The organism is Kordia sp. (assembly GCF_022447245.1).
Lineage (GTDB): Bacteria > Bacteroidota > Bacteroidia > Flavobacteriales > Flavobacteriaceae > Kordia.
This window is the reverse complement of record NZ_JAKVBC010000030.1, coordinates 34656-47170: the sequence shown is the minus strand read 5'-3', so window position 1 is coordinate 47170 and position 12515 is coordinate 34656. Positions and strand designations below refer to the sequence as shown.

Genomic DNA, 12515 nt, shown 5'->3' with positions numbered 1-12515 from the left:
AACATTGTTTTAGTAGTTTTACATTACTAATAACTTTTCTACTAAATATTTATCAATGAAAACAAAATTACTCGTACTTGCATCACTTTTTAGTATTGCAGGATTTTCTCAAACTATTTCAACCTACGAAAGTGATGATGGCACAGATTTTACCATCCTTGCTGCTTCTGGTGCTTTGGATCAATCACCAACTGGAGCAAATGTTTTTTGGACATTTAATGGGCTAACTCCAGAAGGGACAAACATTGATACGTATGCTGCGCCAGACGCTACACAGTTAACCACTTATCCTGGCACTACCAACGTACAAACTATTACCACACAAGGAATGCCTCCAGTAGCAAGTACTTTTCTTTTAAGAACAGACGGAACTGGAACATATATTACAGGTGGAGAACAAGCAGATATTACCTTAAACTACAACACTACAAATGCTTTTATTGGTTTGTTCCCGTTAAACTTTGGTGCTAATAATTCTGGTACAGCGGCAGGGACATTTTCTTTTATGGGAACTAACGGAACGTTTACAGGAACTCTTACAGCTACTGTAGACGCTTATGGAACATTAACCTTAACAGATGCAGTAGCCAATGATTATGTTGCACCTGTAACTCGTTTGCGTATTGATCAGAGTTTGAGTTTCAGTATTCCTCCTATTTTTAATAATATTGGAACGTTAACACAAATAACGTATTACTATTATGACAACAATGCAGATAATATTGCTTTTAGATATACAAACGCACATTTAGTATCTGCATTTTTAGGAATTGACCAAACAACAGAAACATTTGAACGTAATACAATCTTAACTCTTTCTAGAAATACTGTTGATGCTTCTCAGTTTCAATTGTACCCAAATCCAGCAAAAGATTTTATAACAATTGATTCAAAGAATGGACAAATCATCAAAACGATTTCTATTGTAGATGTTCAAGGAAGAAATGTGTATACTTCTAACGACATTGCTTCACAAATTTCTGTAGTAAATTTACAACAAGGAATGTATTTTGTAACGCTAGAAACTGAAATTGGCGCTATTACAACAAAGAAATTTATCAAACAGTAAAGATTTATTTTTTATATATACGAAACGCTCAGAGTTGTTATAAATTCTGAGCGTTTTTTTATGTAATCCTCTTAAGCTTACTTAGAGTATATAAGCTATTTTGGGTACTAATGCCAAGCCTCCAATATTTTCTCTGACAGCTCCTTCAACTTTATAAGGAGCATAATGCATACTAAGCCATACAATAAATTGCGCATCTTCATTAAACTTATGTTTATATTCAAATCCGGGCGCAAATAAAATAGCTGTAACAGTTTCATATTTATTCTCTCCTTATTGTCCTGAATAGAACGGATTTCGAGCATCTGTTGTGATCATAGAACCACCAACACCAAGCTTTATATCAAATTGTCCTTTAGTAGAAGTTGCCAGACTCTTTTTAAAATTTACAAGTACATTAAACATCATGGTACTTTTTACCTGAATTGTATCAATGGCACGCCTGTAAAGAAAATCATCTTTTTGGTTGGGAATTAAGAATTGTAACGAGAGTCCAATTGACTTTTTACGCTTTAGACCATAATCTAAACTTACATCAAAAAAAGTAGCTGTTCCAAAAAATTGACTTAAATCTCCCTGTGGCATAAATACACCTCCAACAAGACTGATTGCAAATTCATCCAATGGATTATAAGTATCTATGTCATTTGAATCATTTTGGGAATGAAGTTGGAAACAAAAAAAACTAATGAGAATGAGTAAGGTAATTTTTTTCATAAAAAACGGTTTTAATGTTAACTCAAAAGTATTGTAAATGTGATATTTACAATTAGTATCACCACAAACAACATGCCTGTTTTTTGCGATTTTCGCAAAATGATATGGACTCTAAAAACACAGCTTCTTAAACCTATTGACACATAACAAGTCTAAAATCTATTTAAAGATTTGAACTATATCCATTTTATATATCATGAAAAAACTACTAACATTCTTATTACTGTGTATTGGATTTCAATATGTGAATGCTAAATGTGGTGTGGAACTCATGAGGTTTTATCCAATGGAAACAGCTATTAGTCAAAATGCAATATTTGTGATTGAAGCTTCTGGCGGACGAACTATTTCAACAATTTCTTCTTTTCAGCATAGAAAAGTACATTAAGAAAGTAAATCAGGAGATATTGTAGCATTACAACTTCAAGAAGTGTTGTACAGCAAGGAAAATCTAGCGCAAGCTATTTTTAGACCGAGTCATCCATTACAACCAAATACAAAGTACTTTTTAAAATATGAGAATCAAACTGAGCAAAAAACTAAAGATATTAAAAAACTCACCAAACAAGTCATAAACGGAAAAAACTGTATTGGATTACAGACACTACTTCTAATGTTTCCGAATCATCTTCAAGCATTGCAATAGAGTACTCCATGTCCAAAGTCACAGAATTTGGTTGCGGACCTGCCGTTTTTGCTATTTTTGATATCAACTCAACATTGAATCAGCAAACTTGGTATAAAACCGAACTTTTAGACGTAAGTACAAACGCAATCTCAACATTTTATATTCAATCTAATAAAAACAAATTAAGTGTTGGCCACGACATGTGTTTTGGGGCGTTTAGCTTTAACCGAAAAGGAACTATGTATAAAGTTCGTTTTACACCTATAAATTCAGATAGAAAAACTGCTACAACTACCGATTGGATCAGTTTTAAGAATCCTTTTTTCGAAAATTAGCATGACTATTAATCTAAAAAGAGTAGCTTTAAGAGATTAAAACTGTATTTAGATTATGAAAAACTTTATTCTCACCATTACCCTTATTACCATTTGTTTTACTGCCATTGCACAAACCAATAAAGAAAAAGCCCTTATAAAAGTCAGAGAAGCCATTAAATTGATGGATAATGGCAGCATTGACGCAAGTATTGCGATTTTAGAAGAATGCGAAAAATTAGATCCTGAAAATTATCTGTATCCGTACGAGAAGGCTTTTGCCTATCTTAAAAAGAAAGAATATGACAAATCCATCAAAATATTAAAGAAAACATTGAAATATAAAAATATCAATGATCAGGTATATCGGATGCTAGGAAATGCATATAGCTTTGCTGGAAAAAAGAAAAAGGCTATTAAAACGTATGAACAAGGCATGAAAAAGTTTCCAAATGCTTGAAATTTACATTTAGAAAAAGGAAATGTATTTTGGATTGCTGATGACTATAATGAAGCTGCGATAAATAAAAAAAGGGATTGCAGCCGATCCTATGTTTCCTTCTAATTTCTGCCGCTTAGCATTGCTGTATTTGAGTTCCTCTGATAAATTGTCTGGATTGATTTATGCGGAAATTTTCATGAATTTAAAACGTTCTACACAACGTACCAAAGAAATGAGCAAGCTGATTTATGAAACTTTTAAAGGTGCCATTACACTAGGAGAAGAAGAATCATCTATGGATTTTTGCGAAATTATTGTTGATGCGAAAGATTTGGAAAAAGGTGATCTTATGATGCCACTTTGCGCTATTTTTGGAAAACATTTCGTGTTGGGTATCGTAGAAATGAAAGAAGTAAATTCTAAAACTATTTCAAAAATGCGTGCTAGTTTTATTGAACGCTTTTTTGAAGAAGATCACAAAAAATATTCAAACGTCTTGTTTGATTATCACAAAGAGTTATTAGATACTGGCTTACTTGAAGCTTACACTCATTATATATTACAAGTTGGTGATCCGCATGGATTTGAAGAATGGGCAGCTTCCCTTGAAAAAGAACTGAACACCTATTTTGACTGGTATTTAGAAAAAGATAATTACTTAGAAGTGACAAAGAAGAATCTGTTTATAAACTAAAGTCTTACAATTCAGATCACTTCCAATTTAATCTATATTTATAAAAAGTGAAAATCATCAAATTTTACCTTAAAAACTTGAATTAGTTAGGAGTCCATACTTATATTTGCATTTTATGTTTTGATACTCAAAAAAATAGTATATGCGACTAGATGATTTAATACTGAAATCTTCTGAAACTACTCTTCCTTTAGATGAAATACATTTAAGCGCTCATAAAAAAGAGCAATTATACCAAATGCTTGATGAGTTCAATTATTTTGAAGCCTTAAAAAAGTATGATTTACCAATAGCTAATAAAGTATTATTACACGGGCATACTGGTTGCGGAAAAACAGCTACAGCCAAAGCTATTGCACAGGAGCTAGATAAAGAAATCATCATTTTAAATTTAGGAAGTTTTGTTTCTTCTAAATTAGGAGAAACTGCAAGAAACATTACAAATATATTTAAAAAGGCGGCTCGTCAAAAAGCGGTGTTATTTCTTGATGAGTTTGATTACATAGGTAAAGTTAGAGATTACGACAGTAAGGATTCTGGAGAAATGAAACGTATTGTAAATACCATCATTCAGCTTATAGATTATTTACCTAATGATACTTTGCTAGTTGCTGCTACAAATTATGTAGAAATTATAGATACTGCTTTGTTGCGACGTTTTCAAGTAAAACTTCAATACAATTTACCAACAAAAGAAGCCTTAGACACATATTATGATGATATGCTGAAAAAGTATCCTACACAGTATCAAAAATTTACAAGAACCTACAATATATCCTACGCAGAAGCAAAAGACATCATCACACATTCTGTAAAAAAACAAATTATTGCTACTGAAAAGAAAAACGCTGCAGAACAGAAGCATTATTTATTTTCTTATGGAACCTTGCAACTAGAAAAAGTACAACAAGAGACGTATAACCGAATTTTATCTGGCAGTAAAGATTCATTGTCTAACTATACACTGAAATCATTAGAAATCACCGATACCGAAGTACTTTCTAAAAGCGAGCGAAAGTTTCATCCAATTGCTGTGAAAACCTCAAATTCCGATGATTTTATTGAAGGTATTATTTTTGAACTCACTGCACAAGAATTGTCAGATACTGATGCATATGAAGTTGAAGAGTACAAACGTGTTTTAGAAACTTTTAATTCCGGAAAAGAGGCTTGGATTTATGTAGCCAAGAATATGTAAATAGTTCTTCTTTTTTTAAGTTAGAAAAGCTCCTGAACCATTTCCTCTTGCATATACAATTTTTCCATTAGTAAACGTAACGCCAGTAGCAATATCGTTTTGAAGCAACATTGCGCCATCTGCATCCATGTAATCTAGTAAAGGAGCTAATTGTGTAAGATTAGAAATTCCTATGGTAGATTCTGTCATACAACCTGCCATAATACTGAGTTGTTTTGCTTTCGCGATTTGAATCATTTGTAAAGCTGGTGTGATGCCGCCACATTTCATGAGTTTGATATTGATGCCTTGAAAAACATCTGCACATCTATAAACATCGGCTAGTTTTTGACAGCTTTCGTCTGCGATGATAGGCAATACACTTTGTTTTTTAAGAATTTCCATACCTTTCCAATTGTCCGCTTTTAGTGGTTGTTCTATGAATTCGACATTAAGTCCTTTTAGAATTTCTGCGTTTTTGAGCGTTTCTGGTACCGTCCAAGCACAGTTTGCATCTACTCTAAAGGTTGCATTGGTGACTTTACGAAGCTCCTGTATGATTGCAATATCCTTTTTCGTACCTAGTTTTATTTTGTAGATAGGCCAAGGCGTTTGCTGAATCTTTGATTGCATGATTTCTACAGCATCAATCCCAATGGTAAAGTTTGTTTTTGGCAAACTTAAATCGTGTTCACTCCAAAAACTTCGCAATGGCTTTTGCTGCTGTTTTGCATACAAATCCCAATATGCACAATCGAGCGCACATAAGGCAAAATAATTGTCTTGCAATTTTGGCTCAAGTTGCTTCCACAGTTCTGTAGGATCCATGTTTTCGGGAAGATTTTTAAAAATACTGCGTATACTTTCTAAAGCAATTTTCAGACTTTCCTCCGTACTTTTGTAATACGGATTTTCGGTTGCTTCTCCGTAACCTGTATATTGTCCATCAGAAATCGCAACTACAATCGTTTTTTGCACGGTAACTGTATATCGAGAAATTGTAAACGGATGTTTCAGTGGAAGTTCAAAGTTATGTATTGTGAGTTGTAGTTGCATGTTTTAAAGATACGTTTTATTATCTCGTCAAAAATTATTTTTATGAGTAAAGCTACCTATAAAAGATTGGCTATTCTTTGCTTATTGATCATAGCTTTTGGAGCAATCCCAGAAACATTCAGAATAATGACTTCAAACGCACCAGATATTGCTCCACAAAGAACCTATCTAACCATAATGGCTTTTGTCATGACTTTCGGAATCGTATATCTGGCAGTCTATTTTTGGCGGAAAGGCAATAAGTAGTTTATTTTAATTTACAAAAAAACGTCATACAAATACTTGCATGACGTCTTAGAAACTATAATTGAGAAAATGTTTGTACTATATTTAAGAAACTTTTTCTTCTGCTGAATACGCTTCTTCATGAACATTTGCTACGGCTCTTCCAGATGGATCGTTCATGTTCTTGAAAGATTCATCCCATTCTAAAGCCGTTACAGAACTACAGGCTACCGATGGTACAGATGGCACTGTTAACGAAGCTGTTTCTGATGGGAAATGCTCCTCAAAAATACTACGATAGTAATATTCTTCTTTAGCTCTTGGTGTTTGTACTGGGAAACGGTATTTCGCGTTTGCCATTTGCTCGTCAGATACTTCGCTTTCTACTAATTCTTTTAAAGTATCAATCCAGCTGTAACCAACTCCGTCACTAAATTGTTCTTTTTGTCTCCAGGCAACGCTCTCTGGCAAGTAGGATTCGAAAGCTTTACGCAATACCCACTTTTCCATACGTTCGCCGTTGATCATTTTATCTTTTGGATTGATACGCATAGCAACATCCATAAATTCTTTATCTAAGAAAGGTACACGACCTTCAATTCCCCAAGCTGCTAGCGATTTGTTAGCACGTAAGCAATCGTACTGATATAATTTATCTAGTTTACGAACTGTTTCATCATGAAAATCTTTCGCACTTGGTGCTTTGTGGAAGTATAAATAACCTCCAAAAATTTCGTCTGCTCCTTCACCAGAAAGTACCATTTTGATTCCCATAGATTTGATAACTCTTGCCATCAAGTACATTGGCGTAGAAGCTCTCACTGTAGTGATATCATAGGTTTCTAAATGATAAATTACATCTTTGATAGCGTCTAAACCTTCTTGAATGGTAAATGTAATTTCGTGGTGCACTGTTCCAATATGATCTGCTACTTTTCGTGCAGCTGCTAAGTCTGGCGAACCATCCAATCCGATAGAGAAAGAATGCAATTGTGGCCACCAAGCTTCAGTTGTATCATCTGATTCAATTCGCATTTGTGCATATTTTTTGGCTACAGCAGACGTAATAGAAGAATCTAATCCTCCTGAAAGTAATACACCATACGGTACATCTGACATTAATTGTCTGTGAATAGAAGCTTCTAATGCATCGCGCAATTCATCGATACTCGTTTGATTGTCTTTTACAGCTTCATAATCCATCCAATCGCGTTTGTACCATTGTCTTAACTCTCCTTGTTTACTGTCTAAATAGTGTCCTGGAGGAAATACCTCTATTTTACTACAAACACCTTCTAATGCTTTTAATTCAGACGCAACATAGAAGGTTCCGTTTTTATCCCAACCTATGTATAAAGGAATAATCCCCATATGATCTCTTGCTACTAAGTATGAATCTTGTTCTTCATCATACAGTGCAAATCCGAAGATTCCGTTGAGTTCATCTAAGAACGTGCTTCCCTTTTCTTTGTAAAGGGCTAGAATTACTTCACAGTCAGACTGTGTTTGAAAGTTATATCTTCCTTCAAATTGTTTACGTAATTCTCTATGATTATATATTTCTCCGTTTGCAGCTAAGATGAGTTGTTTATCTTCACTAAATAACGGTTGTTTTCCAGAAGCTGGATCAACAATTGCCAAACGCTCATGCGCAAGGATTGCTTTTTCAGAACTATAAATTCCGTTCCAGTCTGGTCCGCGATGACGGATTTTTTTTGACATTTCTAAAAGTTGAGGTCTCAACTCTTCTGTTTTTTCTTTTAGCTCAAAGGCTCATACAATTCCACACATAATTTTCTCTTTTTTACAATTACAATACAAATATTGATTTAAACTTTCATTTTAAAAATAATAATTACAATTATGATTACAAATTAAAACTTAAAAAAGGGTTTTATATAATTATTAAAACTTTTTTAATCTAAAAACGCTCATAAACTTTTGTTCTGTAAAATTAGCTGAGATCGCATGAGAAATCTTTACCCTTTTTTGTGGTTTTTAAAATTTTAGAGCAATTTAAACGTTTTATATACATATCATTATTGAAATTTTTGCTTAGCACATTTTTGAGTCTAACAAAACAAATATGGCTTTGCCTTACTTATTTACATGTAAATCTTTTGTATTGTGTATAATTTTAACATAATGATTGAAAGTTTAACATAATGCTAAGAAGAAGTTTTAGTAATTTTATATCGAAAAAAATTGCATCATGATAAAGAACGTTTTAGTTTCTATACTGCTTGTTGTTACTTTATTTTTTAGCATTGATGTTGCTGCACAAAAATTCAGTGATATTGATAAAAGTCCGCATGATATAAGTTATTACAAAGCAAAACGAAATGCTCCACCAGTTATCAAGGTAATTTATGGAAGACCACAAAAGAAAGGACGTCGAATTTTTGGCAGTCTAGTTTCGTATGGTAAAGTTTGGCGCACTGGCGCAAATGAAGCTACTGAAATTACTTTCTTTCAAGATGTAAAATTAGGAGACCAAGAAATTAAAAAAGGAACGTATACCTTATTTACGATTCCAAATAAAAATACTTGGACTATTATTATAAACTCTGATACAGATGTTTGGGGATCATACTATTATGATCAAGAAAATGATGTTGCTCGCCTAGACGTTCCTGTAAAAAAAATTGATGTAGTAGAATATTTTTCTATTGCATTCACAAAGGAAACTGATGGTACTCGTATGACACTTGCATGGGACAATATTAGTGTTGCGGTACCGTTTAGTTTTTAATTATTCTTTATTTATTGTTATTATTGGTTATTTAAAACTCAGAAATCTTACGATTTCTGAGTTTTTGTTTTTAATAGAATAAGACTTTCTTCGCTTTTAGAATGTTGGATACACTGCACTGAATTTAAAGTTTTAAAATTCAAGTATGGCTCTTAATTCATGCATGAATTTAAAAGATCCTTGTTCTATTTCCTCTATTAAACTATTCATGTTATCAAAGCTTGCTTCTTTCACAATAACATGATCCATTATTGACAGACTTTCACTTATAGAAGTTGCTAGCGTGTATTTAGACCAATTACTTTCATGAAATAAGTTCCAATATTTTTTTCGAACGTCTTTATTTTGACCCGATAGGCAGATTTTGAAACAAAGATGTACATGATCAAAAATGATCACAAACTTTAATTTTAACCTTTTTAAGTCTTCGCTGGTTAGTGAAAAATAAGAATAGTCTTTGTTTCCTTGATATATACTTCCAAATGTAAATTCAGCTTCATATTCCGCAAGAAAATAAGCTCTTATTTTTATCATATGAGCTATCAATTCATGATAGTCAAGTTTTTCGGAAACCACTATGGGGCTATTTTTATAATTTGAGAAATCTAAAGTGCTAGATGATTTGATTGTTTTCTTGGGCTTTTCAATAGGAATACAGATTTCAATGATAAATTTCTGTTCAGGATGTGTTTTATGATCGTTTAGGTATACTTCAAAATAAGTTCCATCTCTAAATTCACAATCGTTTTCTAATACCCACATTGAAAGATTTTTCCATGCTTTAGGAAATTCATCTGTGTTTAAAATAAAATTCCCGACAGCATATACTCCTTTTTGTATAGAAAGTGGTCTAATTTTCCCTTCTGCCTTTATGGGTTTGTCAATTGTAACACACGCACTATAACGTACTTTTGAAAGCTGTGTTACATTTGGATTGTCGTGATACATGGTAATTGCTCTAAAGTTTGAGGTAGAAAGTACTTCTTTTTTGTGTCCCCATTCTATTAATTGTTGGTAAAAACCACCTATTTTTTCAAACTCTCCAATATGCATGATTCCTGCAAGTGGTATTTCTTGGAGTTCTTTTACTGTTATTTGCGCATTCATATCAATCCATTTTTTAAGGTTATCAATGCTGCAAATGTATTTTTCAGTTGAAAAAACTTCTATACCAATCTTGCTAAGTATTTCTTTTCCTTTGGTTTTAAATTGCGTTGGACTGACCCCATAATATTTTTTAAACGATCGAGAAAATGAGCTATCGCTATTGAAACCATAGGTAAACGCAAGTTCTTTAATTGGTCTTTTTGAATCTACTAATATGATGGAAGCAATACGCTCTATACGTTTTCTATTGATGTATTCATTCAAATTTTCATCAACAACGGTTGCAAATAATCTATGAAAATGATATGCTGAATAATGTGCTTTTTGCGACAATAGCTCTAGTGATAATTTTGCATCCAGATTTTCTTCAATAAAATCTAATACCTGCTGTATTCGCTTGATATACTCTTGCTCTACGTCTTTGCGCATTTTTAATTCTACTTTTAAAAAATCGCTCTAAGCAACAATTAAAAAACTATTTTACTTTTTTGCCTGCTACATAGGTAGATTGTACGTTAGCATTTAGAATTTCGTTTTCAGGAATTTCCATCAGATTCCTGTCAAGTACAATGAAATCTGCAAATTTCCCAACTTCAATACTTCCTTTTTCATTTTCCTCAAAATTGCTAAAGGCTGCCCAAATCGTCATTCCTTTGAGTGTTTCTTGACGAGATAGTGCATTTTCTTTTTGGTAACCACCTTCAGGATAATGTTCTGAATCTTTTCTCGCTACTGCCGCATAGAAGGTTTTGAACGGACTTACATATTCTACTGGAAAATCGGTTCCTAATGCTACTTTTCCAGACAAATCTAAGAGTCTTTTGTAAGCATACGCACCTTTTTCACGATGCGAACCTAAACGATCACCTGCCCAATACATATCACTAGTGGCATGTGTTGGTTGTACCGATGGAATGATATTTTCATTTTTAAATACTTCAAAATCAGGTTCATCAATAACTTGTGCATGTTCTATTTTCCAACGACGATCTTTTTGTCCTTCTAAGACCTTTGCATAAGTTTTTAACACTTGATAATTAGCAGAATCTCCAATAGCATGCGTATTCATTTGATATTTTGTTTTGGCAATACGCGCTGCCAATTTTGATAATTCTTCTGGACTAATTACCATAGCGCCGAAATGATTTTCTTTGTCTGAGTACGATTCTTTTAACACAGCTCCGCGAGAACCTAAAGCGCCATCTCCATACACTTTGAACGAACGCACATTTAAGTAATCTGTTTTGTAAGGTTCTTTATTGATATAATGTGCTACATTTTCTGGCGTATTGCTAATCATCGCATACATGCGAATTTTGAGCGTTTTTGCTTTTTGCAAACTATCGATTAAATTAATAACATCTTTGCTTAATCCAGCATCATTTACCGTGGTTAAACCGTACGAAAAACATTCCTTTTGTGCATCTTGTAAGGCTTGAATTTGCTGTCTTCTGTTAGGTTGTGGAATTACTTTATCAATTAAATCCATTGGATTGTCTACCAAAATTCCTGTAAGTTTCCCGTCTTTGAGTTGTATTTCGCCTCCTGCAACTTTAGTTTCTGCTGTAATTCCCGCCATATCCAACGCTTTTTGATTTACTAGATATGCATGTCCATCTACTCGAGTTAAGGCTATTGGCGTATCAGGAAATAGTTTATCTAAGCGTTCTTTAGTTGGAAATTCTTTGATTTCCCAATCGTTTTGATCCCATCCACGACCAGTAATGAATGGTGCATTTTTTTCTTGTTGAAAGTCATAAATACGTTTTATCACTTCTTCATAGCTTTTTGTGCCTATTAAATCTACGCTTTGCTTATTTAACCCTAAACCATAAAAATGACAGTGTGCATCTATGAAACCTGGGTATACTGTTTTCCCGTTGATATCTATCTTTTCTTCAGCTTCATATTTTGTTAGAATATCACTTGTATTTCCAACATCTACAAATTTTCCATCTTTTATTGCGAAAGCTTCTGCTTTGGAAAAGTTAGTATCTACCGTGTAGACTTTTGCATTGTACACTACTGTATCAACTGTTTCTTTTTGAGTACAAGAAAAGCAAATAAGTAAGAATGATAGTAGGAATAGTTTTTTAGTCATTGCAGGTTAATTTTACAAGTTTAATCTAAACAAAAATGGTTACAAAAAGTATTCTTTTGAAGTACTTCTATATACAATTCACTTTGGCGAACCGATCGAAGTAAGGTCAAACGTTCCATTTTACATTTTGAGGAACTAAAATACAATTTTTAAACTGGTTTTTAGCATCCGAAATTCATCTAACTAAAATTCACAAAAAAAGCGTCCAATATACATTGAACGCTTTTGCTTTT

The 12515-nt window shown here is 33.1% G+C and carries 12 protein-coding genes and 1 pseudogene; 8 read left to right on the top strand and 5 right to left on the bottom strand.

The features are described from left to right. Positions 1–55 precede the first annotated feature (55 nt). A complete protein-coding gene (locus MK119_RS17985) occupies positions 56–1069 on the top strand; it encodes a T9SS type A sorting domain-containing protein (protein ID WP_290681625.1) in 1014 nt (337 codons plus the stop codon). Between the two features lie 273 nt (positions 1070–1342). Here MK119_RS17985 and MK119_RS17980 read toward each other — a convergent pair whose 3' ends face one another. After that, positions 1343–1786, bottom strand: coding sequence for a hypothetical protein (locus MK119_RS17980; protein ID WP_290681622.1), 444 nt, complete (start codon positions 1784–1786; stop codon positions 1343–1345). Positions 1787–1982: 196 nt separating this feature from the next. Between MK119_RS17980 and MK119_RS17975 the strand changes: the two genes are divergently transcribed. From MK119_RS17975 to MK119_RS17955, 5 genes are all read left to right on the top strand, one after another. Next, positions 1983–2174, top strand: a complete 192-nt coding sequence (locus tag MK119_RS17975) for a hypothetical protein (RefSeq protein ID WP_290681619.1) — start codon at positions 1983–1985, stop codon at positions 2172–2174. 266 nt (positions 2175–2440) lie between these two features. Then, entirely contained in the window at positions 2441–2749 is a 309-nt protein-coding gene (locus MK119_RS17970; RefSeq protein WP_290681617.1) for a hypothetical protein, read from the top strand. A 55-nt stretch (positions 2750–2804) separates the two neighbouring features. Beyond that, on the top strand, positions 2805–3188 hold the full coding sequence (locus MK119_RS17965; RefSeq protein WP_290681614.1) for a hypothetical protein: 384 nt from the start codon (positions 2805–2807) through the stop codon (positions 3186–3188). Positions 3189–3279: 91 nt separating this feature from the next. Further along, positions 3280–3864 (top strand): hypothetical protein, encoded by a 585-nt coding sequence (locus tag MK119_RS17960; protein ID WP_290681611.1) that lies wholly within the window; start codon positions 3280–3282, stop codon positions 3862–3864. Positions 3865–4006: 142 nt separating this feature from the next. Next, a complete protein-coding gene (locus tag MK119_RS17955) occupies positions 4007–5062 on the top strand; it encodes an AAA family ATPase (RefSeq protein ID WP_366512841.1) in 1056 nt (351 codons plus the stop codon). 15 nt (positions 5063–5077) lie between these two features. Here MK119_RS17955 and MK119_RS17945 read toward each other — a convergent pair whose 3' ends face one another. Next, positions 5078–6097, bottom strand: coding sequence for a dipeptide epimerase (locus tag MK119_RS17945; protein ID WP_290681609.1), 1020 nt, complete (start codon positions 6095–6097; stop codon positions 5078–5080). A 42-nt stretch (positions 6098–6139) separates the two neighbouring features. On the opposite strand from MK119_RS17945, the gene MK119_RS17940 reads away from it, so the two are divergent. Beyond that, positions 6140–6343, top strand: coding sequence for a hypothetical protein (locus MK119_RS17940; RefSeq protein WP_290681607.1), 204 nt, complete (start codon positions 6140–6142; stop codon positions 6341–6343). An 84-nt stretch (positions 6344–6427) separates the two neighbouring features. Here the strand turns inward: MK119_RS17940 and asnB are convergent. Continuing rightward, positions 6428–8113 (bottom strand): annotated as a pseudogene (gene asnB / locus MK119_RS17935) (asparagine synthase B). Positions 8114–8534: 421 nt separating this feature from the next. Between asnB and MK119_RS17930 the strand changes: the two are divergent. Beyond that, positions 8535–9074 carry a DUF2911 domain-containing protein gene (locus MK119_RS17930; RefSeq protein ID WP_290681604.1) on the top strand — a complete coding sequence of 180 codons (540 nt, stop codon included), beginning with the start codon at positions 8535–8537 and terminating at the stop codon, positions 9072–9074. Between the two features lie 132 nt (positions 9075–9206). Here MK119_RS17930 and MK119_RS17925 read toward each other — a convergent pair whose 3' ends face one another. Next, the gene (locus MK119_RS17925; protein WP_290681601.1) at positions 9207–10610 is read right to left on the bottom strand and encodes an AraC family transcriptional regulator; all 1404 of its coding nucleotides are present in this window, start codon (positions 10608–10610) and stop codon (positions 9207–9209) included. Positions 10611–10656: 46 nt separating this feature from the next. Then, complete coding sequence (locus MK119_RS17920) at positions 10657–12282, bottom strand: amidohydrolase family protein (protein ID WP_290681598.1); 1626 nt, start codon at positions 12280–12282, stop codon at positions 10657–10659. Between the last annotated feature and the right edge of the window lie 233 nt (positions 12283–12515).